This is a genomic window from Azospira sp. I13, from assembly GCF_003112695.1.
Classification (GTDB): Bacteria; Pseudomonadota; Gammaproteobacteria; order Burkholderiales; family Rhodocyclaceae; genus Azospira.
Genome location: NZ_BFBP01000011.1, coordinates 421,395 through 448,109, shown reverse-complemented (window position 1 = coordinate 448,109; position 26,715 = coordinate 421,395). Strand labels below are relative to the sequence as shown.

General features: G+C 66.9%; 24 protein-coding genes. 5 read left to right on the top strand and 19 right to left on the bottom strand.

Going from position 1 to position 26,715, the window contains the following annotated elements; genetic code table 11:
• Positions 1-69 precede the first annotated feature (69 nt).
• From AZSI13_RS11975 to AZSI13_RS11900, 16 genes are all read right to left on the bottom strand, one after another.
• Positions 70-1,053, bottom strand: coding sequence for a DUF2894 domain-containing protein (locus AZSI13_RS11975; protein ID WP_109041379.1), 984 nt, complete (start codon positions 1,051-1,053; stop codon positions 70-72).
• Positions 1,050-1,679, bottom strand: coding sequence for an OmpA family protein (locus AZSI13_RS11970; RefSeq protein WP_201262364.1), 630 nt, complete (start codon positions 1,677-1,679; stop codon positions 1,050-1,052). Before AZSI13_RS11970 ends, AZSI13_RS11975 begins: the two co-directional genes overlap by 4 nt.
• The gene (locus tag AZSI13_RS11965) at positions 1,679-4,096 is read right to left on the bottom strand and encodes a DUF802 domain-containing protein (protein WP_109041377.1); all 2,418 of its coding nucleotides are present in this window, start codon (positions 4,094-4,096) and stop codon (positions 1,679-1,681) included. The genes AZSI13_RS11970 and AZSI13_RS11965 overlap by 1 nt, the downstream gene beginning before the upstream one ends.
• A complete protein-coding gene (locus AZSI13_RS11960) occupies positions 4,093-4,851 on the bottom strand; it encodes a DUF3348 family protein (protein WP_109041376.1) in 759 nt (252 codons plus the stop codon). Before AZSI13_RS11960 ends, AZSI13_RS11965 begins: the two co-directional genes overlap by 4 nt.
• A 250-nt stretch (positions 4,852-5,101) precedes the next feature.
• Entirely contained in the window at positions 5,102-5,470 is a 369-nt protein-coding gene (locus tag AZSI13_RS11955) for a response regulator (protein ID WP_109041375.1), read from the bottom strand.
• Between the two features lie 3 nt (positions 5,471-5,473).
• A complete protein-coding gene (locus AZSI13_RS11950) occupies positions 5,474-6,778 on the bottom strand; it encodes a methyl-accepting chemotaxis protein (protein WP_109041374.1) in 1,305 nt (434 codons plus the stop codon).
• Complete coding sequence (locus AZSI13_RS11945) at positions 6,753-7,274, bottom strand: PAS domain-containing protein (protein ID WP_109041373.1); 522 nt, start codon at positions 7,272-7,274, stop codon at positions 6,753-6,755. Before AZSI13_RS11945 ends, AZSI13_RS11950 begins: the two co-directional genes overlap by 26 nt.
• 129 nt (positions 7,275-7,403) lie before the next feature.
• Complete coding sequence (locus tag AZSI13_RS11940) at positions 7,404-8,138, bottom strand: Crp/Fnr family transcriptional regulator (protein ID WP_109041372.1); 735 nt, start codon at positions 8,136-8,138, stop codon at positions 7,404-7,406.
• A 49-nt stretch (positions 8,139-8,187) separates the two neighbouring features.
• A complete protein-coding gene (locus AZSI13_RS11935) occupies positions 8,188-10,035 on the bottom strand; it encodes a nitric oxide reductase activation protein NorD (protein WP_109041371.1) in 1,848 nt (615 codons plus the stop codon).
• A gap of 3 nt (positions 10,036-10,038) precedes the next feature.
• Positions 10,039-11,031, bottom strand: coding sequence for a 4Fe-4S binding protein (locus tag AZSI13_RS11930; protein ID WP_201262363.1), 993 nt, complete (start codon positions 11,029-11,031; stop codon positions 10,039-10,041).
• Positions 11,032-11,067: 36 nt separating this feature from the next.
• Positions 11,068-11,475, bottom strand: a complete 408-nt coding sequence (locus tag AZSI13_RS11925; protein ID WP_109041369.1) for a hypothetical protein — start codon at positions 11,473-11,475, stop codon at positions 11,068-11,070.
• 46 nt (positions 11,476-11,521) lie between these two features.
• On the bottom strand, positions 11,522-12,316 hold the full coding sequence (locus AZSI13_RS11920) for a CbbQ/NirQ/NorQ/GpvN family protein (protein ID WP_109041368.1): 795 nt from the start codon (positions 12,314-12,316) through the stop codon (positions 11,522-11,524).
• Entirely contained in the window at positions 12,316-12,606 is a 291-nt protein-coding gene (locus tag AZSI13_RS11915; RefSeq protein ID WP_235609750.1) for a cytochrome C oxidase subunit IV family protein, read from the bottom strand. Before AZSI13_RS11915 ends, AZSI13_RS11920 begins: the two co-directional genes overlap by 1 nt.
• A gap of 10 nt (positions 12,607-12,616) precedes the next feature.
• Positions 12,617-13,219 carry a cytochrome c oxidase subunit 3 family protein gene (locus AZSI13_RS11910; protein WP_109041366.1) on the bottom strand — a complete coding sequence of 201 codons (603 nt, stop codon included), beginning with the start codon at positions 13,217-13,219 and terminating at the stop codon, positions 12,617-12,619.
• A 234-nt stretch (positions 13,220-13,453) separates the two neighbouring features.
• On the bottom strand, positions 13,454-14,827 hold the full coding sequence (locus AZSI13_RS11905; protein WP_109041365.1) for a cbb3-type cytochrome c oxidase subunit I: 1,374 nt from the start codon (positions 14,825-14,827) through the stop codon (positions 13,454-13,456).
• Between the two features lie 55 nt (positions 14,828-14,882).
• Positions 14,883-15,308 (bottom strand): cytochrome c, encoded by a 426-nt coding sequence (locus tag AZSI13_RS11900; RefSeq protein ID WP_109041364.1) that lies wholly within the window; start codon positions 15,306-15,308, stop codon positions 14,883-14,885.
• 234 nt (positions 15,309-15,542) lie between these two features.
• Here AZSI13_RS11900 and AZSI13_RS11895 point away from each other — a divergent pair, with 234 nt between their 5' ends.
• The 5 genes from AZSI13_RS11895 to AZSI13_RS11875 all read left to right on the top strand — a co-directional run bounded on the left by AZSI13_RS11895 (position 15,543) and on the right by AZSI13_RS11875 (position 21,852).
• Positions 15,543-18,857 carry an EAL domain-containing protein gene (locus tag AZSI13_RS11895; RefSeq protein WP_109041363.1) on the top strand — a complete coding sequence of 1,105 codons (3,315 nt, stop codon included), beginning with the start codon at positions 15,543-15,545 and terminating at the stop codon, positions 18,855-18,857.
• Between the two features lie 30 nt (positions 18,858-18,887).
• Positions 18,888-19,526 carry an MBL fold metallo-hydrolase gene (locus AZSI13_RS11890; protein WP_109041362.1) on the top strand — a complete coding sequence of 213 codons (639 nt, stop codon included), beginning with the start codon at positions 18,888-18,890 and terminating at the stop codon, positions 19,524-19,526.
• A complete protein-coding gene (locus AZSI13_RS11885) occupies positions 19,519-19,875 on the top strand; it encodes a DUF123 domain-containing protein (RefSeq protein ID WP_109041361.1) in 357 nt (118 codons plus the stop codon). The genes AZSI13_RS11890 and AZSI13_RS11885 overlap by 8 nt, the downstream gene beginning before the upstream one ends.
• A 153-nt stretch (positions 19,876-20,028) precedes the next feature.
• Positions 20,029-20,349, top strand: coding sequence for a quaternary ammonium compound efflux SMR transporter SugE (gene sugE, locus AZSI13_RS11880; RefSeq protein ID WP_109041360.1), 321 nt, complete (start codon positions 20,029-20,031; stop codon positions 20,347-20,349).
• Positions 20,350-20,535: 186 nt separating this feature from the next.
• Entirely contained in the window at positions 20,536-21,852 is a 1,317-nt protein-coding gene (locus AZSI13_RS11875) for a hemolysin family protein (protein ID WP_109041359.1), read from the top strand.
• Between the two features lie 171 nt (positions 21,853-22,023).
• Here AZSI13_RS11875 and AZSI13_RS11870 read toward each other — a convergent pair whose 3' ends face one another.
• The 3 genes from AZSI13_RS11870 to mobA form a co-directional block, all read right to left on the bottom strand.
• A complete protein-coding gene (locus AZSI13_RS11870; protein ID WP_109041358.1) occupies positions 22,024-24,531 on the bottom strand; it encodes a bifunctional diguanylate cyclase/phosphodiesterase in 2,508 nt (835 codons plus the stop codon).
• A gap of 12 nt (positions 24,532-24,543) precedes the next feature.
• Positions 24,544-25,776, bottom strand: a complete 1,233-nt coding sequence (locus tag AZSI13_RS11865; protein ID WP_109041357.1) for an EAL and HDOD domain-containing protein — start codon at positions 25,774-25,776, stop codon at positions 24,544-24,546.
• A gap of 181 nt (positions 25,777-25,957) precedes the next feature.
• On the bottom strand, positions 25,958-26,611 hold the full coding sequence (gene mobA, locus AZSI13_RS11860) for a molybdenum cofactor guanylyltransferase MobA (RefSeq protein WP_235609748.1): 654 nt from the start codon (positions 26,609-26,611) through the stop codon (positions 25,958-25,960).
• Between the last annotated feature and the right edge of the window lie 104 nt (positions 26,612-26,715).

Sequence of the window (26,715 nt, the reverse complement as noted above, 5' to 3'; positions counted from 1 at the left end):
CGCGGATGGATGCCAACAGGCATCTTCCGCGCCCCTGTTGCTTTTGCGGGGCGGTGCTTGAGTGGTACTTCAGGCGGTGGGGCGGGCGCGGGGTTTGCGCTTGGCCTTGGTCGGCGTGGCGCTTTTCTTGGCGGCGGGGGAGGGGGCTTCCGGGCCTTCGAGCCAGAGCAGGGTTTCCAGGTAGCCCATGAAGCGGTGCAGGTAGGCGGGGGCCTGGTCGCGCATGAGGATCAGGGCGCGCAGGGCGAGCATGTGGGAATTGAGGGGGCCGGCGTTTTCCGGCATCTGGGCCAGGGCCTGGGTGAGTTGCTGCTCCAGGCTGAGCTGGGCCCAGCTTTCCTTGAAGTAGCGCACGGCCTTGAGGTCTTCCACAGGCGCCGGGCCATTCCGGGCGGGGGCCGCCGTGGCCTGGGGAAGCGGGACGGCCTGAGGGACAGAATCAGTCTGCTGTGGTTCGGCGGGGCTGTTGCCGGCGTCGGGCGTTTGGCCGGTTGGGGCTGGATGCGCCGTTGGCGTGACCGGAATCCCCTGGGGCTTGAGGGGCACCGGGCTAGCAGCGGGTGCATCGGCCAGGCTGACGCCGAGGGGGGCGGCCAGCTGGCGGCGCAGTTCCGCCAGGGGGTGGGGCGTAACCTGTCGCGCCAGGGCAGCCAGACGGCGGCGCAGGGCGGGGTGGTCCCCTTGTTCGAGATAGCCTTGCAGTTCAAGCGCGATCGTATCGGCAGCCGCCAGGCCAGCCAGCCAGGGTTGGGCGGCGGCCAGCAGGTCCCGGGCCTGGGCATCGGTTGCTTGCAGGGCGGCCTGGCAGTCGGCGATGGCCTGGGCCAGGCGTTGTTCCACCCGGGCCTTGGCCGGGCCCGGGAGGCCGGCGCTGCGCCGGGCCAGGGTGGTGATGAAGTGGTAGCGCAGGGGGTCCCGCTGCGCCGCGCCTTGCCGGGCGAGGGCGGCGAGGGCGGGGTGTTCCGCCGCGGCCGGCAATATTTCGGCAGCGTCGGGCGCGGCGCCGGCAGGGGGCAGCTCCGTGTCGGGGAGGGGGCTGGCCCCGTCGTTCATGGCTTGCTGCCGCCTCGGGGCACCGGGGCGATTTCCACCCGGCGGTTCTTGGCCCGGCCCTGGGCATCGGCATTGGCGGCCACCGGCTGCTGGGCGCCGAAGGCGGCGGCGAAGACGGAGGAGGCGGGGATGCCAGCGTCGATCAGCTCCCGGGTGACGGTGAGGGCGCGCTGGGCCGAGAGTTCCCAGTTGTCTTCGAACTGGCGGTTGCTGCCCCGCACCGGCATGTCGTCGGTGAAGCCGCTGACCATGAGCATTTCATCCCGGGCCTGCACGTAGGCGCCCAGGGGGGCGGCCAGACTCTTCAATAGCTGCTTGCCGTCGGGCTGCAGCTGGTCGGAATTGAGGGCAAACAGCACGCTGCCGCTGATGCCGATGCGGCCGTTGTTGAGGGTCACCCGGCCGGAGGCGAGGGGAATGGCCAGGGCCTTCTCCAGGGCCATGCGGCGCTGTTCCTCGGCCTGGCGCTTCTGCACTTCCGCTTCCAGGGTGGTGACCAGCTCCAGCTGCACGCCGAGTACCCCCACCAGGATCAGCACGAAGGCGCCCAGCAGACCGGCCATGAGGTCGCCGAATACGGCCCACACCGGGGCCGTCTGCTCGACGCTGGGGTCCAGTTCTTCCATCAGGCGCCGGCCTGGGCGTTGGTGGCGGTAGCGCCGGAGGCGGTGGCCCCCAGCTGTCGCAGTTCATCCACCACCTGCTTCTGGGAGAGGATGCTGAGGTCGATGATTTCCCGGGCCTGGGCCACGTAATAGGCCAGTTGCTCGTCGCTGCGCAGCATGGCCTTTTCCAGGCTGCCTTCGATGCGCTCCAGATTGGCCACCAGGGCACCGTTGGCCTGGCCGAACTGGGCCACGGCGGCGCTGAAGGCTTCGCCCAGGCTGGCCACTTCGACGGCGCCCCCGGTGATGCTGGCGGCGGTGTCGGCCAGGCGGGCGGTCTCGCCGGCCACCTGTTCGTTGAAGCGCTTGCCGGCCTGTTCCAGAAGGGTCCCGGCGGATGCCACCAGGGCGTCGATGGCGCCCCGCTGCTCGGTGGCGGCTTGGTTGATGGTGGCCAGCAGGGTGTTGAGGGTTTCCAGGGTGCGGCTGCGCTCTTCAAGGAGGGCATTGTCCTGGGCGACGCTTTGTGAAAGCTGCTGGCGCAGCTGGGCGATGACTTCGGCGGCCACCCGGGGGGCTTCGGCGGCGGTGGCCATGAGGCGGGAGATTTCCTGCAGGGTGTCCCGGGCCTGGGCTTGGCCTTGTTCGGCCATGCGGGCGGCGGTCTCTTCCAGGGTGCGGCAGATGGCCTGCTGCTGGCCGAGGGTGTCCTGGCCGGCCTGCTGCCATTCGGCGCGCAGATTGCTGGCCAGGTCTTGCAGGGCCTGTTGCAGGGCTGCCTGGCGGGCTTCGTCCCGGGCGGCCAGGTCGGTGTGCAGGGTATGCAGCTGCTGGATCACCGCTTCGGCGCTGCGGGGGGCTTGGGCGGCGCTTTCCATGAGGCGGGCGATTTCGTCCAGGGTGGCGCGGGCCTGGGCCTGGGTCTGGGCAGTGAGGCCCAGGGCGGTCTGTTCCAGGGTCTGGCAGATCTGCCGTTGCTGGGCCAGGCCCTGTTCGCCGGCCTGCTGCCATTCCTGGCGCAGGGTGGCGCCCAGCTCGGCCAGGGATTGGCCGAGGGCGGCCTGGCGGGCTTCGTCCCGGGCGGTTTGTTCGGCCTGCAATTGTTGCAGCTGGGTGATGACCTGGCTGGCAGCCTGGGGCGCCGCGGCGGCCAGGGCGGCCACCCGGGCGATTTCTTCCAGGGTTTGCCGGCCCTGCTCCTGGGCGGTGGCGTGGATGCGCTGGGCGCTGGCTTCCAGGGCGGCGGCCAGGGCGGCCTGGCGCTGCTGGTCCTGGCCGGCCAGTTCGCCTTGCAGGGTGCGCTGGGCGGCCTGGAGATCGGCCAGCAGGGCGGCGCCCTGGCTGCCGAAGGCGCCGGCGAAGGCCGCCAGGGATTGCTGCAACTGGGCCTGGAGGGCCTCGTTGTGCTGCGCCTGGGCGGTGAGGGCGCCTTCCCAGGTGGCGGCCACCTGGCGGGTGCTGTCGTCAAAGCGGCTGGCGATGCCCGCCAGCTGGGTGCCCACGGTCTGGGCGGTGCGCTCCTGCAACGCGGCGCTTTCCTTGGCGATGCCGGCCATGGTGGCTTCCACCACTGGCTGAATGGCGGCGCCGGCGGCCCGGGCGCCCTCGGCCAGGCTGGCCCGCAGGGACTGGTCCACCGAACGGGCCAGTTCGCCGTAGGCGGCCTGGGCTTCCCGGTGGAACTGCTCCTGGCCGGCTTGCAGCCGCTCCTGCCATTCCCGGTTCTGCCGGGTCAGGGTTTCCATCATGGCGTTGAGCTGGCCGGCCACTTCGGGCAGGGTCTGGGATTGGGCGCGGATGGCCTTGAAGGTTTCCTGGCGCTGGTGCACCAGGGAGTATTCCCGCAGGGTGGTGGCGATGTGCCGGTCCAGGTTCTGGCCCACCTGCTGGCGCTGGCGGCGGCAGAGGGCGGAAATCAGGCCCAGCATGGCGGAGGTGGCCACGCCGGCGACGGAGGTGCCGAAGGCCAGGCCCAGGCCCTTCACCGGGGCGGCCAGGGAGGCCCGGATGGTGGCCAGGTCGGTGGTGCTTTCCAGGGCCAGCACGGCGCCGTTGAGGGTCACCACCATGCCGAGGAAGGTGCCGAGCATCCCCAGCATCACCAGCAGACCCACCAGATAGGGGGTGATGGCGGGGCCGGGCAGGGCCGTCCGCTCCCCTTCGACGCGCAGGCGCACCGGGTTTTGCAGGGCCGGGGGCAACTGGTCGAGCCATTCGCCGAGGTGGCTCAGGGTTTCGGGAATGGCGCCCAGGGCCCGTTGCAGGGCGTTGGTGGCCTGCTGGAAACGCAGCAGTTCCAGGCAGCCCACCAGGTAGGTGGCGCCGATCAGCAGGGACATGGCCAGGGCCAGGGGGTGGCCCGTGCGGTAGCCAAAAGCCACCCACAGCACGGCGAAGAGGCCGGCCAGGAAGGCGGCGATACTGAAATTCTTGTTCATGGCGTTTGCTTTACCTCGTTGCCAAATGCGTCGATCAGCCCCTGCACCGGCTCCAGCCGGACTTCCAGTTCGGCCAGCAGCACCTGCTGCATTTCCCGGATGAAGGCAGCCAGGGCGGCTTCCGCTGCGGCGGTATCGGTGGCCGTGGCGGCGGCCGCTGGATCAGCAGCGGGGGGCTGGCACAGTTGCGTGAAACGTTTTTCCAGCAGGCGGGGAATGGCGGCCAGCAGTTGGCGCTCCCGCTCGGCCAGGGTTTTCTCCAGCAAGGCATCCAGGGCGGCCACCTGGCGCAGGGCCGGTGCATGCCGCATGACGCTTTCCCGCGTCTGCTGGCGCAGGGGGGCGATGGCGGCCTCCATGCTGCGTTGCTGGGCCAGGTAGTAACGGTGGAAAAAGGCGAAGGGGCTTTCCCCTTCGCTCACCGTGCCGGCGGCCAGGGTCGGCAATTTTACGCGCCCCTGGCCCGGCTTGAATACTCCCTCGGGATTCTGGGCCTCGGCCTGGCGCTGCCGCAGCCGGGCCAGGCTGGCCTGCAGCTCGGCCAGGGCCTGGGGCGCCGTGTCGGGCGCTGCCGCTGGTGTCAGCCGGGCATTGACGATCCCTGACAGGGCGATGGCGTCGTTCAACTGCAGCCACTGGCTCAGCCGCTCGGCGAAAGTCTGCCGGGATTCCGTTGCGGGGGAGTCCGTCAGTTCGGTAAGCAGGCGGACCAGGCGGGAGCTGGTCAGGCTGGTGCGGGGCAGTTCCCTGGACATGGCTGGATGGGCTGGTCTGGCGAAGTAAGCGGGATGAAGGGTTGGTGATGGCGGCGATGGCCGCTGCCCGGGGCGAAGATGGGCCGGGGATGCTGAAACGGGCCGGCAGGCTACACCAAAGCCGGCGCCGGGTCAGCATTTTTGACCATTTTCCTTTTGTTGCCAGGGAATTGGCGACACTGGGCGACGCTGGCCGGGGCAACGATGCCCCGTCTGCCGTGGGCAGACAGTGGCGCCGGACGCGGGGTGTTCAGGCCCGCAGCTGGAGCTTTTCCAGCGCCTGGTGCACGGCTTCCATCTTGAAGGGCTTGACGATGTAGCCGTTGATACCCAGCTGGATCATGGAGCGCACCTTGTCCTGCTCGGCGACGGAGGTGACCATGATGACCGGGATGCGGGAACCGCCGGCCCGCAGCTGGCGGACGAATTCCATGCCGTCCATGAGGGGCATGTTGAGGTCGCTCAGCACGGCGTTGATGGGCTGGCTGCGGCACATCTCCAGGGCCACCTGGCCGTTGGAGGCCTGGGTGACGCTGAAGCCGGCCTCCCGGGCCGCCGCCGCCAGCACGCCGCGCACGGTCTCGGAGTCGTCCACGATCAACAGTTGCTTGGAAGGCATGGCTCAGTTGCCGTAGGTCACGGCGTTCTGGGTTTCGATGTAGGCGAACAGCTCGTCATACATTTCCACCAGGGCTTCCCGCTCCTTGCTGCCTTCCGTCCACTTGCGGCTGGCCGCCAGCTCCAGGGCGGCCCGCTCGGCGGCGGAGTGACCGGAGGTGTCGATGCTCTCGCCGTTGATGATGGCGTTCACGTCGGCCCGGGCCTTCTGGGCCAGGGACACCATGCGCATGGAAGTTTCCATCTTGCCGGCGCCCCGGCCGATGGTGCCGGCCAGCGCTTCCACCACCCCGGCGGAACTGGCGGAACCGGCCAGTTCTCGGCTGAACACGTCGGCCGTGTCCCGGGCTTCGGAAACGGCCTGGCTCAGGGTTTCCATTTTCTGGGAGACATCTTCCATGGCGGCAGAAACGTCGCCGATGGCCTGGGTGATTTCCACCGCGGCCTTCTGGGACTGGTCCGCCAGCTTGCGCACTTCGTCAGCCACCACGGCAAAGCCACGACCCGCTTCGCCGGCCCGGGCCGCCTCGATGGCGGCGTTGAGGGCCAGCAGGTTGGTCTGCTTGGCGATGGCGTCGATGTGGCCGGTGAGCTGGCGGATGGCGTTGGTCTTGCCATCCAGCTCATGCAGGGCGGCGGCGCTGCCCTGGGCCGAAGTCTGGGCCTGGCCGAGGGCGGAGGACATGGTTTCGGCGGCACCGGACATGGCGCCAGCGGAGGAGGCAAAGGCCTGGGAGAGGTTCTCCGCCTGGGTGGAATCCCGGGCCACCAGTTCCAGGGCCTCGCTGACGTGGCCGATGGCGGTGGACAGGCCGCTTTCAGAACGCAGGAAGATTTTCGACAGCAGGGCTTCCCGGGCCACGGATTCCCGGGCTTCTTCCAGGCGGTCGAGCATGCCCTGCATCTTTTCCAGGACGTCGCGGAAGGTGCCGTGCAGGCCGGCGGCGTACAACCGGCGCCAGGGGCGGCCGTGGGTGGAAGCCTCCATGGCCCCCAGCATTTCGCGGAAGGCGGTCTCGGTCTGGTCCAGGGAGGAGTTGATGCTGATGCGGATGGCGTCGAGCAGGGGATCGTCCATGCTCTCCGGCATACGGTGCACCAGCCGGCCGGCCTGGACCTTGTGCATCAGTTCGTTGAGCTCCTTCAGCCGGCTTTGCCGGGCGGCCGCCGGTAGCGCCAGCAGCAGGGCGGCCAGGGCCAGGGGCGCCAGGGCGAACCAGGGATCGAGGAAGCTCAGGCCGGCACCGGCCAGAACCAGCACGAAGACGGGCCAGCGCCGCGCCTCAAAGCGAGAGAACCAGCTGCTCATAGCTCATTCCGGTGGATTGGAGAAGATCGGTCAGCACCTTGGTGCCGGCGGCGATGGCGTCCTTGGGTCCGGCGGATTTTTCCGCCGCCAGCATCTGCTGGTAAACCGGGACGATCTTGTCGATGGCGGCGCGGCTGGGGCAGCGGCGTACCGAGTAGTAGCCGACGATCTCGCCCTTGGGGCCGAAGTCCGGCGTGATGTGGGTGAACACCCAGTAGTAGCTGCCGTCCTTGGAGAGATTCTTGACGTAGGCGAAGACTTCCTTGCCCGACTTGATGGTGTCCCACACTAGGTTGAAGGCGGCCCGGGGCATGTCCGGGTGGCGGATGATGTTGTGCTGGGTGCCCAGCAACTCCGCCTCGGAATAACCGGAAAATTCGATGAAGATCTCGTTGCCGTAGGTAATGCGGCCGGTGAGATCGGTTTTGCTGACAATGAAGTCATTGTCGCGCATGACCCGTTCCCGATTGTTGGGAACGACGGATTTGTTTTTCATGTCTCCCTCGTTATCTGTCGGGCAGGGCCCCAGCGGGGGATTCTAATCCAGAGCGGGTAAATGCAGTGCCCCGGAATGCGTAAAAATCCCGAACTTTCGCGGGTTTATGCCTGGTTGTATCTCTGAAGGCTAGGGCGAGGCCTGGCGCAGCTGCTCCACGTCCGGGATGTGGATGGTGCGGCCATCCACCAGCACCAGGCCGCGGCCGGCCAGGTCGTGGAGGATGCGGGAGAAGTGTTCCTGGGTCAGGTTGAGGCGGGAGGCGATGTTGCCCTTGCTGCTGGGCAGGCGCACCACGGCCTGGCGCGGGCAGTCGCTGCCGGCCTCCGGCGCTTCGGCGCCGCGCAGCAGGAAGCCGACGATGCGCTCCCAGCCGGACTGCAGGGAATAGGCCTCTACATCCACCACCCGGTGGTGCAGGCGGCGGGAGAGGGAGCCGATCATCTTGCGGCAGAGCAGGGGGTCCTGGTCCATCTCCTGGAACAGCACCAGCTTGGAAATGTGCAGCAGGCGGGAGCGGGCGAGGGCCTGGGCGAAGAGGGGGTAGGGCTTTTCCATGAACATCACCGCCTCGCCGAAGGTCTGGCCCGGGTGAATCAGTTCCACCACCTTTTCGTTGCCCTGGGTGGAGTTGAAGGCCAGCTTGACCTGGCCCGCCAGCAGCAGGTGGAAGCCCCGGCAGGGGTCGCCCTTGTGGAAGAGGATGTCGCCGCGGCCGGCCTCCACCTCCCGCACGCCCCGGGCCAGGCGCTCCAGGTCCGGGGCTTCGAGTTCGGCGAACAGCCCGGTTTCCCGCAGCTGGGCAATGATGCGGGGGTCGGGGGTGCCGTTTTCCGGGGGCAGGAGGCAGGTGCTGTTGTTCATGGGAACCGTCTCTTCCTCAGGGGATAGCGTAGGGCTTGGTACGTGGAAATTAGCGCGTCAGTTGGGCGTAGAGCAGGGGCAGGCGGCGGGGCAGCTCCTCCGGCTTGCGGATGACGGCGTAGCCGGCGGGGCCGAAGAGGTGGGGCAGGTAGGAGGCCCCTTCCCGGTCGATAGTGACGCAGAAGGGCTGCAGGCCCAGCTTGCGCGCTTCGATGATGGCCATGCGGGTGTCTTCGATGCCGTAGCGGCCGTCGTAGAGGTCCAGGTCGTTGGGCTTGCCGTCGGAGAGGATCAGTAGCACCCGGCGGCTGGCGGCCTGCTTGGCCAGCTGGCTCGAGGCGTGGCGGATGGCGGCGCCCAGGCGGGTGTAGTAGCCGGGCTTCAAGGCCAGGATGCGGCCCCGGGCGGCGGCATCGAACTTCTGGGAAAAATCCTTCAGCCGGGTAAAACGCACCTGGCTGCGCTTCAGGGAGGAGAAGCCGGCCAGGGCGAAGGCGTCGCCGGTGGCGCCCATGGCGGTGCCGAAAAGCAGCAGGGCGTCCTTGACCACGTCGATGACCCGGGCTTCGTCGCTGATCCAGGTGTCGGTGGAGAGGGAAAGGTCGGCCAGCACCAGGCAGGCCAGGTCCCGCTCGCGCTTTTCCAGGGAGAGGTAGAGGTTGTCCGTGGGGTGGCCGCCGGTGGCCCGATCGGCGTGGGCGCGCACGGCGGCATCCACGTCCAGCTCCTGGCCGTCGGGCTGCATTTTCAGCCAGCGGCGGGCCGGCAGCAGGGCGGCAAACTGCTGGTGCAGGCGCTTGGCAGTGCGCCGTAGGCGGATGGGCATCTCGCTGGCCTCGGCGGCCTGGGGGGTGACTTCCACCAGGCGCACGTGGTCTTCCAGCAGCTGGTTCTTGCGGTAATCCCACTCGGGCAGGGGCAGTCCGTCGCCAAGGATGACGTCGTCCTCGGCGGCGGAGGGCAGGTCCAGGTCGAAACGCACCTTGGAGGCCACCCGCTCGTTGTTGTCGGCCAGGGCCAGGGCATCCATGTCCTCGGCGGCGGAGGCGGCATCCTCGTTGGGGTCGTCGTCCGCCGGCCGGTTCACCTTGACGAACTCGCCCCAGGTGAACAGGCTCTCGGCGCGGAAGAGCATGAGCAGGCCGTTCTTGTCGGTGGAGTCGGTGACCCGTTCCACCTGGTGGGCCCGCCGTTGCTCCTCCTCCTTCAGTTGCTGACTGCCGCTCTGGTCCTGCTCCGGCGCCTCCCGGCTGGGCCGGGTTTCGCCTTCATGGCTCTGGCGGAAGTCTCCCAGCCACAGCAGCACCGGGCGGGAGGGCACGGGGGAGCGGGGTAGGGATGGGACGCTGCCTGGCGTCTCCAGGGCCTGGCGGATGGCCTGTTCCCGGGGGCGCTCCGCTTCGGGGAGGGATTCGGGAGCCAGGCGCTGGGCCAGGTGGGCGGCCACCAGGCGCCGGTAGCGGGCCTGCAGGCCGGGCCAGCAGGCCAGGGCGTGCTGGGTGGCGGCCTGGTTGCGGCGGCAGGAGTTGGCCTCTGCGGCTACATCGGGGTGTTGCCCGGCGGCAGCCAGGGCCGCCAGCCAGAGGTAGAGGTCCCGGTTCAGGGCGCTGTCGGGAAAGGCGGCGATTTCCGGTGGCAGGCGCAGGGTGGCCATGTCCAGGCTGGCCGGGGCGCTTTTTTCGTCGCTGCCGGCAATGCGGGAGAGCCAGCGGCGGCGGGCACCGTGGCTGACTTCCGCCGCGGCGGCAACACGCAGGCCGGGGTCGCCGCCGAAGGCGCGAAAGAGAATGCCGGCGGTGCGCTCCACCTCCTTGAGGCGCACGGCGGCCTTGGGGTAGTTGTCCCCCGCGGCCTGGGTGATCCAGCGGTGCCAGAGTTTGCCGACGAATTCTTCCATGATCTATTTCCGTTCCACGGCCGAGAAGCCCGCTTCGTTTTGCCGCGCCGCTTCGGCTTCCACCCATTGCAGCAGGGGCCCTTGGGGATTGGCGGATTGGCTCTGGGAGCAGGCCTCCAGGCACTGGCCGCATTGGGTGCAGGCGAACATCATGCGTTTGAGGGTGCGCGGCTTGAGCCGCATGGGGCAGACCGCATCACAGGCGGATTGCTTGTCCGGCAGGCAGTCGGCGCATTCGGCGGTGCGTTCCCGGGAGAAACCCACCACCATGGCGTCCTTGTTGCTGACCCAGGCCAGGCTCTGGAAGAGGCCGACGGCGCAGGCATAGCGGCAGAAAAGATGACGGGCGAAGAGGAATTCCGCCGAGATGACGGTGGTGGCGGCGGCGATGAAAATGAACTGGTTGCGCGTCAGCTGACCACCGAAGAGGTTGGCGTAAACCTCCATGGGCGGCAGCAGGTAAGTGAGGAAAACCACAGCCCAGACGAAGGCGAAGGCCACCGCCAGGGGCACCACCGCCAGCCACCAGATGGCCCCCCGGGGGCGAGGCGTACCGTCGGCCTGCCAGGGGGAGATGGGCTTTTTGTCCCACAGGCTGTGTTTGCCGGTGGCCCGGATCATCAGGCGGTTGATGGTTTCCACCACGGAGAAGTGGGGGCAGAGCCAGCCGCAGTAGAGGCGGCCCCATTTCCAGGCGACCCAGATGAAGGCGGCGGCACCGGCGAAAATCGGCAGGAAGAGGCGGGAGAGAACGTTGACGGCGGCCTCCCCGGCGCTGGCCTGGCCGGCCAGGAACGGGTCCAGCCCCAGGTGCCATTCGAAGGTGAGCAGCCAGGCATGGCCGGCCTTCAGGTCGTAGCGAAAAAGGTCGAAAACCGGGGCCAGGGCGAAGAGGATGAAAAAGCCCATCTGGAAGGCCAGACGCCGGTGTTGCAGTTGCTGATTGTGGGCGACGGCCCGGTCGGCCGGAATGATGGGAATGATGCGGCGAGTCATGGAGGAGCCGGGTGATGTCAGGGGGCGGGGGCCGGGTCAATCCCGGTTCAGGCGCGGCCCGATGAGGGGAAAACGCCAGGGGCGGCCGGCCATGGCGTAGGCCAGGCCGACGATGCCGCCCACCACCAACGCCGAGTGCACACAGGTGAAGTAGAGGATCACCACCACCCAGGTCCATTCCCAGTGCAGGCCCCCCAGGGTGATGAAGAGGAGGGAGAAGGAGACGATCAGCAGGCCGCCCCAGGCGCTGACCCAGAAGGTCTGCTGCAGGTGCTGGCGGGCCAGCAGGGGGGCGCTGTGGCGATGCCGCCACCAGAGCCAGGCCAGTACCATGAAGCCGAGGCCCGGCGCCGCCAGCAGGTTGATGAGGAACAGCCCTTCGGCGGCGATGGCCAGGGTGGAGCCGGGGGTTTCCTGGGGGGCGTGTTCCGGGGCGGTGTTCATGGTGGGGTGGCCGGGTTGGTGGCTCGGGTCGTCGCTCAGACTTGGGCTAGCGGCCGAAGGTGGCGTTGACGATTTCCATCAGGGCGGCAGCCGTCTCCACGTCGTCGGTCAGGCTTTCGACGATGGCGGCGCGGCAGGCGGTGACCGGGTCCATGCCCGACTTCACCAGGGTGGCGGCGTACACCAGCAGGCGGGTGCTGGCGGCTTCTTCCAGATCCTGGTCTTTCAGGGTGCGCAGGGCCTGGGCGATGGCCACCAGGCGCTTGGCCAGGTCTTCGTCGCAGCCGGCTTCGCCGCGCAGGATGGCGATTTCACGGGCGCTGCCGGGGAAATCGAAGCGCAGGGAAACAAAACGCTGGCGGGTGGAGGGCTTCATGCCCTTGAGCAGGTTCTGGTAGCCCGGGTTGTAGGAGACCACCAGCATGAAGGAGGGCGGCGCCTCCAGCACCTCGCCAGTGCGGTCGATGGGCAGGATGCGGCGGTCGTCGGCCAGGGGGTGCAGTACCACCGTGGTGTCCTTGCGGGCTTCCACCACTTCGTCCAGGTAGCAGATGCCGCCTTCGCGCACGGCGCGGGTGAGGGGGCCGTCGCACCACAGGGTCTTGCCGTCGCCGATGAGGTGGCGGCCCACCAGGTCGGCCGCGGTGAGGTCGTCGTGGCAGGCCACGGTGTACAGGGGCAGGCCCAGCTTGGCCGCCATGTGGGCGACGAAGCGTGTCTTGCCGCAACCGGTGGGGCCCTTGATGAGCAGGGGCAGGCGGTTGTTCCAGGCGTGTTCGAAAATCTCCACTTCGTCGGCAGCGGCGTCGTAGAAGGGGATCGTGGTGGTAGCCATGTCCATCAGGGCATTCCTTTCCAGTAAGCGAGCGCAATGAGAGTGCAGACCAGGGCCAGCCAGCCCAGGACGATGCCCTTCCACAGCAGGGGGGCATGGCGCAGCCCCATGAAATCAAGAATCACGGCCCGGCTCTTGAGGGCGGCGATGGCCAGCAGGGCCGCTACGGCAGTGGGGCCGCTGGCACCTTCTTCCCCCAGGCCCCAGGTGGCCAGGGTGGCGGCGATGAGGGCCAGCCAGACCAGGGTGCTGCGGCGGGTATCCACGGGGACGGGGGTATGGGTCAGATTTTCCATGGCGGCCTCCTCAGCGTAGTACATAAACCAGGGGGAAGAGGATGATCCACACCAGATCCACCATGTGCCAGTAGGAGGCTCCACTGTGCAGATTATTCATGGCGGTGGCGTTATCCGGGCCGTAGTTGCCACGGCGGGCGTGGAACCAGAGGATGGCCAGGATCACCAGCCCGAGCAGCACGTGCATGAAATGGAAGAAGGTGAGGGAGAGGTAGAACATGTAGAACGGGCTGGTGGAGAGGGTGATGCCCGCGCCCAGCTTGTCCGCATATTCCGTCACCTTGACGGCGACAAAGCCACTGCCGCAGAGGAAGCCGGCGGCCAGCCAGGGCGCCACCTTGTCCTTGAGGCCGGCTTCGGCGGCCTGTACGGCGCGCACCACAAAGTAGCTGGCGGTGAGCAGGAGAATGGTATTGAGGGCGCCGGCGTTGCGGTCCAGGGTCAGCTGCTCGGCATTGAACAGTTCGACGTGCTTGGCCCGGGTGAAGGCGTAGGCGGCAAAGAAAACGCAGAAGGCCAGCAGCTCGGCGGCGATGAAAAACCAGATGGCCAGGTCGCCGGGCAGGTGCCGGGCGACAGGTTTTTGCAGGGGGAGGGTGACGTTCGCTTCCATGGGTGCCAGTCTAGAAAGACGGCATGAGGGCTGCTTTGATGCGCGCTAAGAAGGGAGAACAATTCCCTTTAGCCACCCCTTGCCAGGGCATGGGCAAAAAAAAACCGGCGCCATCTTGCGAGGGCACCGGGCTGTCAATGGAGGTTGGGAGGTGACAAAAATTTGCTACGAATTTCTGTGTTGCAGCCCGGGTGCCGGTGGTTGGGACCGGCACCCGGGTCAGGCTGCCCGGAATCAGGCGGCCTTTTCTTCACCCTTGATGAAGAAGCTGGCGATGTACAGCACCAGGCCGATCAGGAAGACCACACCGGTCCACTCGCGCATCCAGTAGAACAGGGCAACCTTGTCCTGCACCACCATGAAGGGCAGCGGGGTGTCGGAAACGCGCTGCAGCCACACTTGCAGGATGCCGGCGGCGGTCAGGAACAGGGTGATGAAGACAATGGCGATGGTCATCAGCCAGAAGCTCCACATTTCCACGACCTGGGCCTTGTTGCTGTTGGCAGCACGGCCGCGCAGGATCGGCATGGCGTAGCTGATGATGCACAGCACGACCATGGCGTAGGCGCCGTAGAAGGCCATGTGGCCGTGGGCAGCGGTGATCTGGGTGCCGTGGGTGTAGTAGTTCACCGGAGCCAGGGTGTGCAGGAAGCCCCACACGCCGGCGCCCAGGAAAGCCATCACACCCGTCCCCAGGGCCCACAGAGTGGCGGCCTTGTTGGGGTGTTCGCGACGACGGCGGTTCACCATGTTGAAGGCGAACACGGTCATGGCGAAGAAGGGGATGGGCTCCAGAGCGGAGAACACGGAACCCCACCACTGCCAGTACTCGGGGGTACCGATCCAGTAGTAGTGGTGGCCGGTACCGATGAGGCCGGTCACCAGGCTCAGGGTGATGATCACGTACAGCCACTTCTCGATCACTTCACGGTCAACACCGGTCACCTTGATCAGGACGAAGGCCAGCAGGGCGCCCAGAATCAGTTCCCATACGCCTTCCACCCAGAGGTGCACGGTCCACCACCAGTAGAACTTGTCCATCACCAGGTTGGTGGGGTTGTAGAAGGAGAACAGGAAGAAGATGGCCAGGCCCCACAGACCCAACAGCAGCACCACGGTGATGGAGGTCTTACGGCCCTTCAGCACGGTCATGGTGATGTTGAAGAGGAAGGCCAGGGCCACGATGACGATGCCGATCTTGGTCACCAGGGGTTGTTCCAGGAATTCCCGGCCCATGGTTTCAAGGATGTCGTTACCCGTCAGTTCAGCCAGGGTGGCGTAGGGAACCGCCAGATAGCCGACAATGGTCAGGGCGCCTGCGACCAGGAAAATCCAGAACAGGGCTAAGGCCAGCTTGGGGCTGAACAGCTCCGTCTCGGATTCTTCCGGGATCATGTAGTACGCCGCGCCCATGAAGCCGAAGAGCAGCCAGACGATCAACAGGTTGGTGTGGACCATACGGGCCACGTTGAAGGGGATGAGCGGGAACAGGAAGTCCCCGATGACGTACTGCAGGCCCATGATCAGGCCGAACAGGATCTGTCCGAGGAAGAGGCCGATTGCCGCGATGAAATACGGCTTGGCAACGGCCTGGGATTTATATTGCATAGCGATGACTCCTTAAGCGTTAGCTCTGTTTCTTCTGGTTATCCAGTCGAGGGCGTTAGCCTTCGATGTTGGGCGGCCAGTTGGCGGTGTTGATTTCAGAGGTGTACTTGAGGAATGCCACCAGATCGTCCAGTTGCTGCTCAGTCAGGTTGAACTGAGGCATCTGGCGACGGCCGGGGGCGCCGCTGGGTTGGCCCTTGATCCAGGCCTTGATGAACTCCCCGCCACGGCGCTTGTACACATTGCCCAGTTCCGGAGCGAAATACGCGCCTTCGCCCAGCAGGGTGTGGCAGCCAATGCAGTTACGGGTTTCCCAGATTTTTTTACCGTTGGCCACGGCCGGGGTAATAGCGCCCCGGTTGTCGCGTTTCGGCAGTGTTGCGTTAGAGTCGAAGGTCAATGCCAAGAACAGCAGAAAGAAAAAAACCGTTCCGCCGAAAAAGATATTGCGCGCCATCGACTTGGTGAAAGCGCCGCTCATGCTGCCCTCCTTTCAATACGAGGAAAAAAATAAACTTGGAACACGGCAGGCGGAGGTTAGCGATTGGGGATATCCCACCACCATGATGTGAATCAAAAAGGCCGGCGGGAGCCCTTACGGGGCGGTGTTTTTGCCGGATTAGACGTTAAAAAAGTCCAGTTTTCGCCCCCTTGGCTTGGGAAACCCGGGGGCTGCCTTTAGAATCGGCCTTTCCCTCCCTTTCCGGCTTTCCCCATGTCCGACCGCACCCTTGCCGACCTGATGACCTGGAATATCGTCGAGGTGGATCTCGACACCAGTCTCCTGGCGGCGGCGGAAATCATGGAAACCGCCCGTATCAGCTCCCTGCTGGTGCTGGAAGACGGGGCGGCCGTGGGCATCGTCACCGAGCGGGACATCCTCAAGGCCCTGGCGGGTGCCGTGGAAGGTGGCGAAAGCGTCGCCCGCATCATGAGTTCCCCTGTGCTGGCGGCCGATTCCCGGCTTTCCGTGCATCACGCCTATCACCTGCTGGCCGAGCAGGGCATCCGCCACCTGCTGGTCACCGGTGACGATGGCCAGCCCGTCGGCGTGGTCAGCGAGAGCGATTTCCGCTTCCACCTGGGCGCCGCCTTTTTCCAGCGCTGGCGGGATGTGGGGGCCGTCATGCAGGGGCAGGTGCCCCAGCTGGGGCCCGATGCCCCGGTAAGCCAGGCCCTTTCCCTGATGTCGACCCAGGGGCTGCGCTGCATCCTGGTCACCGAGGATGCCCGCCCCCTGGGTATCGTCACCGAGCGGGATGCCCTGCGCCTCTTCCGCCGCGGTCGGGAAAGCCTGGCCTTGCCGCTTTCGGACGTGATGAGTCGGCCGGTGCTGAGCATTCCCGAGAGCATGCCCCTCAGCCAGGCGGTGGATCGCATGCAGCGGGAACACGTGCGCCATCTGGTGGTGGTGGATGGGGAGGGCCGGGTGGCCGGAGTGGTGTCGGAGCATGATGTGGTCAGCCAGCTGGAGGGCGACTACCTGGAATTCGTGCTGCGGGAAGGCCAGACTGCCCGGGCCGAACTGAAGGAAAGCCGCCTGCGCCTGAGCGCCGTTTTCGACCAGACCAGCGAGCTGATCGGCATCATGGATCTGGAGGGGCGACTGCTGGAGGCCAATCAGTCGGCCCTGTCCCTCATCGGCTGCGACGAATCCGCCGTGCTCGGCCGGTTGTTCTGGGAAACCCCCTGGTGGGACCACGATCCACAATTGCAGGAGCGCATCCGCCAGGCCGTGCTGCAGGTGGCGGGCGGCGGCGAGACCCTGCATTTCGAGGTCTCCCACCCCAGCCACCAGGGCGAACTGCGCTATATCGACTTCATCCTCAAGGCCGTCACCGACGAGCCGGGCAAGCCCCTGCAGCTGCTGGCGGAAGGCCGCGACATCACCGAGCGCAAGCGGGGCGAGGAACAGCGCCGGGTGGCCGCCAGCGTCTTCCAGAGCAGCCAGGACGGCATCCTTATCACCGACCCCCGGGGCACCATCGTCGATGTGAACCCGGCTTTCACCGTCCTCACCGGCTACACCCGGGAGGAGGCGGTGGGCTGTCCGGCCCGCATCCTCAATTCCGGCCACCACGATCCCACCTTTTTCCGCGAGCTGTTCGCCAAGGTGGAGAACCAGGGCTTCTGGCAGGGCGAATTGTGGAACCGTACCAAGGCCGGCTCCGTCACCGTGGTGCTGATGTCCATCAGCGCCGTGCGCGATGAAACCGACCAGCTGATCCACTTTGTCGGCGTTTTTTCCGACATCACCCAGCAAAAGGAAAACCAGCGCCGCCTGGAGCGCCTGGCCCATTACGACGCCCTCACCGGCCTGCCCAACCGCACCCTGATGAGCGACCGCCTGCACCTGGCCATGGCCCAGGCCCGCCGCCGGGGCAAGCTGCTGGCGGTGTGCTACCTGGATCTGGACGGCTTCAAGGCGGTCAACGACCGCCAGGGCCACCAGGCCGGCGACCGCCTGCTCATGGACGTGGCCGAGCGCCTGCGCCATTCCTTGCGGGGCGGCGATACGGCGGCCCGCCTGGGGGGCGATGAGTTCGTGCTGCTGCTCAACGACCTCTCCAGCGATTCCGAGCTGGAGCAGATTCTGGAGCGCCTGCTTGCCTCCCTGGCCCGGCCCTTCGCCCTGGAAGGCCAGATGGTGAGCATCTCCGGCAGTATCGGGGTGACCATTTTCCCCACCGACGATGCCGATGCCGACACCCTGGTGCGCCATGCCGACCAGGCCATGTACGGCGCCAAGCAGTCCGGCCGCAACCGCTACCAGATTTTCGACACCGAGCAGGATAGCCGGGCCCGCAACCGCCGGGAGGCCATCGCCGCGGCGGACCAGGCCCTGCGCCGCGGCGAGTTCCGTCTTTACTACCAGCCCAAGGTCAATCTCTGCTCCGGCCTCATCGTCGGCTTCGAGGCCCTGCTGCGCTGGCAGCACCCGGAGCGGGGCCTGCTGGCCCCCGCCGCCTTCCTCGGCGACCTGGAGGAGAGCGATCTCATCGTCGCCATCGGTGACTGGGTCATCGCCGAGGCCCTGGCCCAGCTGGAGGACTGGCAGGCCCTGGGTTGGGATTACCCGGTCAGCGTCAATATCGCTGCCCGCCACCTGCAGCAGCCCGATTTCCTGCCCCGTCTGCAACGGGCCCTGGGGCGGCATCCCGGGGTGCCGGCCCGCCTGCTGGAGCTGGAGATCCTCGAAACCGCCGCCCTGGAGGACGTGGGCCAGGTGAGCCTGGTCATCGCCGCCTGCCAGCGCCTCGGGGTGGGGTTTGCCCTGGACGATTTCGGCACCGGCTATTCCTCCCTCTCCTACTTCAAGAGCCTGCCGGCCCGCACCCTGAAGATCGACCAGTCCTTCGTGCGCGACATGCTGCACGACCCGGAGGCCCTGGCCATCGTCGAAGGGGTGGTGGGCCTGACCACCGCCTTCCAGCGCAGTGTGGTGGCCGAAGGCATGGAGACTGTCGAGCACGGCGTCATGCTGCTGCGCCTGGGCTGTTTGCATGCCCAGGGCTACGCCATCGCCCGGCCCATGCCGGCGGCGGACGTGCCGGCATGGGCTGCTGCCTTCGAGCCCGACCCCCGCTGGGTGGAAGCTGCCGCCCAGCAATGGTTGCGGGAGGATTTCCCCCTCATCGCCGCCGAGGTGGAACACCGGCGCTGGATCGACCTGCTGGCCCAGGCCCTGGAGTTGGGGGACGCCATGGCCCTGCCGCCGGAGCCCGGGGACCATACCCACTGCCGCTTTGGCGCCTGGTACCAGGGCCCGGGCCGCATCAGCTATGGCCATTTGCCCTGCTATGGCGACCTGGACGAACCCCACCGGGCCATCCACGAACTGGCCCGGGAGGCGACCCAGCTGCTGCTGGAGGGCGCCCACCGTGAAGCCCGGGCGCTGGTGCCCGAGCTGCGCCAGGGCGGCCGACGCCTCCTGGCCGAACTGGATGCCCTGCAAACCGCCATCATGTCCCAGCGCGACCCGCGGGCGGTGGCGGCCCCTTCCGCCGATGACCTGCCGGCCGGACCCTGATTTTTCGATTGATAACCGAGCCTTCCCGCCATGAAATACGACGTCGTTCCCGTCACCCCTTTTGAACAGAACTGCACCCTGCTGTGGTGCCCGGAAACCATGAAGGGGGCCGCCGTGGACCCGGGCGGCAACCTGGAGCGCATCCTGGCCGCGGCCCAGCGCCATGGTGTGACTCTGGAGAAAATCCTCGTCACCCACGGTCATATCGACCATGCCGGCGGTGTCGCCGAGCTGGCCGAGCAACTGCATATTCCGGTGGAAGGTCCGGGGGAGGAAGATCGTTTCTGGATCGATGGCATGCCCCAGCAATCCAAGATGTTCGGCTTTCCCGACGTGCGCAGCTTTACGCCCGACCGCTGGTTGAAGGGCGGCGACACGGTGCAGGTGGGCAACCTCACCCTGGAGGTGCTGCACTGCCCCGGCCACACCCCGGGCCATGTGGTCTTCTTCCACCGCCCTAGCCAGGTGGCCATGGTGGGGGACGTGCTCTTCGCCGGCTCCATTGGCCGCACGGATTTCCCCAAGGGCGACTACGACACCCTGATCCGTTCCATCCGGGAAGGTCTTTTCCCCCTAGGCGATACCGTGGAGTTCATCCCCGGCCACGGCCCCAATTCCACTTTCGGCCGGGAACGCCGGAGCAATCCCTTCGTCGGCGACGATGCCTGAGGCGGCACCACCCACCTACCAGTTGTTGATTGAAGTGGCCGTCGCCATCGACGTGGTGGTGGGCCGTCTGGGCCTCTGCCATTTCCCGGCCGGGCGCTATGTTTATACCGGCTCGGCCCGGCGCAACATTGCTGCCCGGGTAGCCCGCCATCTGGCCCCGAAGAAGCGCCTGCACTGGCATATCGACTACCTGCTGACGGCGCCGGGGGTGACGGTGGCGGGTACCCGCCTCTTCGACGAGCCGGAATGCCTGATCAACCGCAACATGCCGGGCTCGGTGCCGGTCCCCGGCTTTGGCAGCAGCGACTGCCGGGCAGGCTGCGGCAGCCATCTCAAGTATCTGGGCTGAAGGGGCGATCGGGTCGTCCGGGCCTGTCCTAGCAAAAATGGGCCAAAGCCCGGCCTTTTTGCTAGGATGACCGGCCACGCAGCACGGAAGCAGGGACGACCCCGCTTCTACCCTTCACATCGGGGACGGCCCCATCCTTCATGAGGTAACACCATGAACTGGGCGCTGCTCTTTCTTGCCGGCCTCTTTGAAATCGTCTGGGCCGTCGGCCTCAAATACACCGAAGGCTTCACCCGCCTCTGGCCCACCCTGGGCACCGTTACGGCCATGGCCGTCAGTCTCGGCCTGCTGGGCCTGGCCATGCGCAGCCTGCCGGTGGGCACGGCCTACGCCATCTGGGTCGGCGTCGGCGCCGTCGGCACGGCGCTCCTGGGCATCGTGCTTTTCGACGAGCCGGCCAATATCGGGCGCTTGCTCAGCCTGGGGATGATCACGGTGGGGCTGGTGGGCCTGAAGCTGACCACTGGCGCCTGACCGGGGCCGGCTTTCAGCCGGACTCCAGCCGGATTGAGGGCCCGGGCAGCCCTCAATCCGGCCCTCTGCTCCGGCCGTTTCCCGACCGCGGGCCGGCCTTGCCCATGGCCGGGCTGGCCCGATAAATGCTATCTTTACGGCTTCGTCACTCCCGAGCCGCTCCGGAAACGGTGGTCGCGGCCCTGTATGGATCTAGGCATCATCCTGTTGTTGATCGTGTTGAACGGCGTTTTCGCCATGTCCGAAATCGCCGTCGTGTCCTCGCGCAAGGCCCGTTTGCAGCGCCTCGCCGAAGACGGCAGCCTGGGGGCCGACGCTGCCCTGAAGCTGCACAACGAACCCTCCCGCTTCCTGTCCACCATCCAGGTGGGCATTACCTCCATCGGCATTCTCAGCGGTGCGGTGGGCGAGGCTGCCCTGGCCGACCCCCTGACCCAGTGGCTGTCCCAGTCGTCCCTGCCCGGCGAATACGCCCGGATCATTGCCCTTTCCGTCACCGTGGTGCTGCTGACCTACCTCTCCGTGGTCATCGGCGAACTGGTGCCCAAGCAACTGGCCCTGCTCAGCCCGGAAGGCATTGCTTCCCTGGTGGCCCGGCCCATGGGCTGGCTGTCGCGCCTGACGGCTCCCCTGGTGTGGCTGTTCTCAGCCTCCAGCGCCACCATCCTGCGCGTCTTCGGGGCCCGCCGCAGCGACGAGCCGCCGGTCACTGACGACGAAATCAAGGTCCTGATGGGCCAGGGCGCCGAGGCCGGCGTCTTCCACGAAAGCGAGCAGGAGATCGTCTCCAACGTGCTGCGTCTGGACGAGCAGCGTGTGGCGGCCATCATGACGCCGCGCAAGGACATGTACCTGGTGGATCTGGCGGAGGAAGAAGCCGAGGTAAGCCGTCAGGTAGCCGAGTGCCCCTACGCCCGCGTGGTGGTCTGCCGCGATGGCCTGGACCAGGTGCTGGGGGTGCTGCAGCGGGGCGACCTGCTCAAGCCGGTGCTGGAACACGCTCCCTTCAACGTGTCCACGGTGGAAAAGGCCCTGCGGCCTCCGGTCTACGTGCCGGAGAGTGTCACCACTACCCACCTGCTGGAATCCCTGCGCCGCAACCGCTCCCAGTTTGCCCTGGTGATCGACGAATACGGCGAAGTACAGGGTCTGGTGACCCTCAATGACGTACTGGCAGCCATCGTCGGCGACATGCCGAGCCAGGACGACGACGCCGAGCAGGAAGTGGTGCAGCGGGAAGACGGCTCCTACCTGATGGATGGCGGTCTGGGTATCGAGCGCCTGAAGTCCGAACTGGAAGTGAAGGAAGACCTGCCCGGTGAAGACGAAAATGCCTTCCACACCCTGGGCGGCCTGGTCATGCACCAGCTCGGCCGGGTACCCCAGGAGGCGGATCACTTCATCCTGGCGGGCTGGCGCTTCGAGGTGGTGGATATGGACAAGAACCGGGTAGACAAGGTGCTGCTCAGCCGCGCCGAACCCGTGGAACCGCCTGCCGCCTGATTTTGCCGCCGTTGCCGGGCCTGGCCGAGAATGGCTGGGCCTGGGGCAGCGATGCGGGAAGGGGGGGAAAACAACGGGTTATGGCGGAAGCCGGTGAAGTGCATATGCGGCCGAATGCAGCCGGGAAGGCAGTTACAACGTAGGGATGGAACACAAGGGTCGGGGCAAGTCTCAGAGGTTGCCGTTGGCCCGTTCCAGCAGGATGAGGAAGTCTTCCGGCGGCACCGGCGGGCTGAAGAGATAACCCTGGATTTCATCGCAGCCGGATTCCCGCAGGAATTCGAGCTGCGCTTCCGTTTCCACCCCTTCGGCGATGACCAGCAGACGCAGGTTCTTGGCCATGCTGATGATGGCCCGGGCGATGGCCGAGTCATCGCTGTCGTGGGGAATGCCGCTGACGAAGGAACGGTCGATCTTGAGGTTGTCGAGGGGGAATTTCTTCAGGTAGGCCAGGCTGGAATAGCCCGTGCCGAAATCGTCCAGGGCCAGGCGCACGCCGGCGCCCTGGAACTCTTCCAGCATCTGGATGATGCTTTCCGAGTTGTGCATCAGCATGCTCTCGGTGATTTCCAGTTCCAGGTTTTCACCCGGGAAATCGTGGCGGGCCAGGGTGTCCGCCACCCGTTGGGAAAGCCCGGGGCGAAACTGGCGGGGCGAGAGATTGACGGCAATGGTCAGGTCTTCGTGGCCCCGCTCCCGCCACTGGCTGCCCTGGGCGCAGGCCGCATCGAGCACCCATTCGCCGATGGCGTTGATGAGGCCCGTTTCTTCCGCCAGGGGAATGAAATCATTGGGGGGCACCAGGCCCAGTTCCGGGTGGTGCCAGCGGATCAGGGCCTCGGCGCCGACAATGCGGCCCGTGGCCAGCTCCACCTGGGGCTGGTAGTAGAGACGGAATTCCTTGCGTTCCAGGGCGCGGCGCAGGCCGTTTTCCAGCTTCAGCCGCTCCAGGGAGCGTAGGTTCATTTCCTGGGAATAGAACAGCTGGCCGCTGTTGCCCTGCTTGGCCCGGTACATGGCCGTATCGGCATTGCGCAGCAGGCTTTCCGCATCCCGCCCGTCGTCCGGGAAGACAGCGATGCCGACGCTGGCGCTGAGCAGCACCTCGTGGTGCTCGATGATGAAGGGCTCGGCCAGGGCGGCGAGAATCTTGTGGCCGACAATGTCGGCATGTTCCCGCTTGGTGATGTCGAACAGGGCGACGATGAATTCATCGCCTCCCAGGCGGGCCACCACATCCTCGGCCCGCAGGGTTTCCTGCAGGCGCCGGGCCACTTCCTTGAGCAGGGTGTCGGCGGCCGAGTGGCCGAAGGAGTCGTTCACCGCCTTGAAGCGGTCCAGGTCGATGAACAACACCGCCCCGTGGGCCTGGTTACGCTGGGCCTCGATGAGGGCCTGCTCAAGCAGGGAGAAGAGCAGGGAGCGGTTGGGCAGGCCGGTGAGGGCGTCGTAATAGGCCAGGCGGTAGATCTGCCGTTCCGCCTCCTTGCGCTCGGAAATATCCGAGAAGACGAGGAAGTAATGGCTGAGTACGCCCCGGGTGTTCTTGACGGAGCTGATGGCCACCCACACCGGGTAGGTGTCGCCGCCCTTGCGCCGGTCCCACAACTCCCCCTGCCAGGCGCCGGAGGAGGCCAGGGCCATCTGGATTTCCGCCGCCAGTTGGGGGTCGTCCCGGGTGGGCTGGAGCAGGGAGGGCAGGGCGCCGGCCACTTCCTCCTCGGCGAAACCGGTGATATTGCAGAAGGCCCGGTTCACCGAGAGGATGCGCTGCATGGCATCGGTGACGATGACCGCCTCGCTGTTGTGCTCGAAAATCTTGGCGTGCAGGCGCAGCTTTTCTTCCCGCTCCAGCTGGCCGGTGATGTCCACCAGGTAGCCGATAAGGCCGGCGGGCTGGCCCGCGTCGTTGCGGGAGATGGAAAGGGAGACGCTGGCCCAGAAGGTCTCGCCGGATTTCTTGCGCCGGCGCACCTCGAATTCCCGACGGCCGTGGTCGAGGAAGGCGTTGTAGAAAAGGTCGTCTTCCTCCTCCAGGGTTTCACTGCCGTCATCGGCGTAGAGGAAAAGGATGTGGCGGCCCAGGGCTTCCTCCGGCCCGTAGCCGAAGAGGCGCTCGGCGCCCTTGTTCCAGCCGGTGATGTAGCCCGACAGGTCCATGGTGATGACCGAGTCGTGAATGTGGTCGAGGATCTGGCTTTGTTCCTCTACCTTGGCTTCCATGCGGGCCAGGTCTTGCTGGCGCCGGTTGAAGGCCAGGCGGGCGTGCAGGCCGCCGGCCAGCAAGGCAGTCAGATGGGCGCAGCGCCGCTGGTCTGCCTCGCCGTAGCCTTCTGCCTTGCCGCTCACCAGAAGTAGGCCCAGCAACTGGTTGCGGAAGCTCAGGGGGCAGGCCAGGGCATCCGGCCGGGCCGTCAGGTTGCCGGAGCGGCGGGCGTCTTCCAGCAGGTCCCGCCAGGGCGCGGCCTGGGCGGGGAGGTTCAAGGTGCCGTCGGTGCCGGCCAGGAACAGCTCGCCTTCCGGGCTGGCCAGGGCATTGCGGCAGAGGGCGGCAAGGGGGCCGACATCGATTTCCCCATCCCGCAGCAGCAGGTTGTGGCAAAGCTGGCCGGCCAGCTCGAAGTCGCTGGCGGCGCTGTCCGGGTGGGGCAGCAGGGCTTGGGCCTGTTCGGGTGCCATGGGGTGGGGGCGTCAGGCCAGGTTGATGTGGCTGGCCCAGGCCAGGGCATCCACTTGCAGGCGGCCCAGGTCTTCCGGGGTGAGGCGCAGGGTGCTGCGGCCATCCGGCGGCGCTTCGCCCCGCTCCAGGCATTCCACCAGGGCCAAGGCCTCCCCCAGCAGGCCGCTGTGCTGGCCCAGGGCATCGGCTACTTCCTGGATCAGGGGCAGGGCGGAGAGGATGCTGTCCAGGGGCAGGCCCAGCAATACGTCGAGCAGGGAAAAGGCGCCGGTCATGTAGGCGCAATCCCGCAGGTCGGCATCGGCGGCACTGTCCGGCAGGGCCTGGATGGCGATCAGTTCCACCAGACGGCCCCGCAGGGCGGCCTGGGGCATCAGGGGGTTGGCCTGGGGGCCGGGATTGAACTGGTTGGCGTAGATCAGCAGTTGCAGCCAGCGTTGCAGCTGGCGCCGGCCGAGCAGGGTGATGGCCTGGGAGAAGCTGGTGATCTTGGTGCTGGCGCCGACGGAGACAGAATTGACCAGGCGCAGCAGGTTGTAGGAGAGCTTGGGCTCCTGCTTGATCATCTCCTCGATTTCCCGGTTGTCCGCATCTTGGACGATGAGGGAGAGGAGCTTGAGCAGGCGCAGCTTGGTCGGGTCCGCCGGGCTGGACGGGCATTCATCGGGCTGGGGCACGAACTCGCCGGTCATCAGGGCGAAGCCCCGGGCGGCGCACCAGATGAACAGATCGTGATTGACCACGTTGCGGGCCACCAGGGTGCAGCCATTGTCCCGCAGGCGGTTGAGCAGTACCGGGGAAATCTTGTCCCGCGCCGTGGCGCTGTCGATACGCAACAGGCGGGCACCGGCGGCGGCGCGCCGCTCCAGGGTTTCGGCATCGGCCACATCGGCGCCCAGGGCGTAGCCCCGGCTCTCCAGTGCGCGCCGCTGTTCGGCAGCGGCCGGGCTTTCCCAGGCCTCGGCGGGCAGGAAGAAGGACACCCGCTCCGCCGACAGTTGCCGGGCCAGGGGGCTGTTGCCCGCCAGTTCGCCGAGGCGGCCGGTTTCGCCGGCATCCAGGGTAATCAGCCAGGGCAAGCGGCCGGGGGGCGTCTGTTCCATGTCCCGGGCCAGCAGGGTGGCGGCCAGGGCCAGGGTGGTGGCGCCGTTGTCCCGGTGGGTGCCCAGTTCCAGGGCGGCCCAGGATTGATTGACGTCCAGCAGGGGTCGCAGGCAGGGAGCGGAAGCTTGGGCCGAGATCATGATGACGTAATTTTCTGGGGCAACGGGCGGATGGGAGACCGATGTTTTCGTTGTAATTCTCTTCGCCGATCCGGGCACCGGGGAGGTGCCTGAAAGACAGAGCTTTGGCGATGGTAGACGGCGGCGGGGAAAATTCAACCCTTTTTGTCAAAGCAATGGGGTAAACCCCCTCCCGGGAGGCTCAATTCGGTCCACTGGCGGGGTCGAGGTCTTCCCGGGAATTGCAGTTGCGGAAGGCTTCGGGGGCGGTGAATTCGACTTGGACGAGGCGGCGGCCATCCTGCCACAGGCCCACCTTGCGTTCTCCGGCGGCAAGAAAAGCGGCCAGATCCGCTGCCAGTTCCCGGCGGCACAGGCAGAACACCGAATGGCGGCGCCCGTCGGCCCGGGCCACGGCCACTTCGGCGTCGCTTGCCAGCAGGGCTTCGCGCAGGCGGGCCACCAGGTCGGCCGGGAAATCGGGAGAATCGCAGGGCACCAGCATCACCAGGGGCAGGGGGCTGGCGGCCAGGGCGGCGTGGAAGCCTGCCAGGGGGCCGGGAAAGTCCGGCAGCCGGTCCGGCAACAGCGGGTAGCCGAAGGTGGCGTAGGTGTCGGCATTGCGGTTGGCATTGATGGCCACCGCGCCCACCTGGCCGGCTAGCCGGGCGGCGATGTGGCGGGCCAGGGGCGTGCCCTGCCAGGGCAGCAGGCCCTTGTCGGCCCCGCCCATGCGGCGCCCCAGGCCGCCGGCCAGGACCACGCCGAAGACGTCGCTGGCCGGTGCGGCAGGGAGGGAGGGGGGGGCGGAAGTGGTCGCGGGAGGGGAGGCAGGGGGAGACGGTGTCGCAGTCAAGGCAGGCTCGGGCAGGCGGGAAAGGGGTGGGGCATTGTAGCAACCCTGCACGCTGCCTCTCAGCGCACTTCAGGACGTTGGCCGGGCCCTCAGGCTTTCAGGCG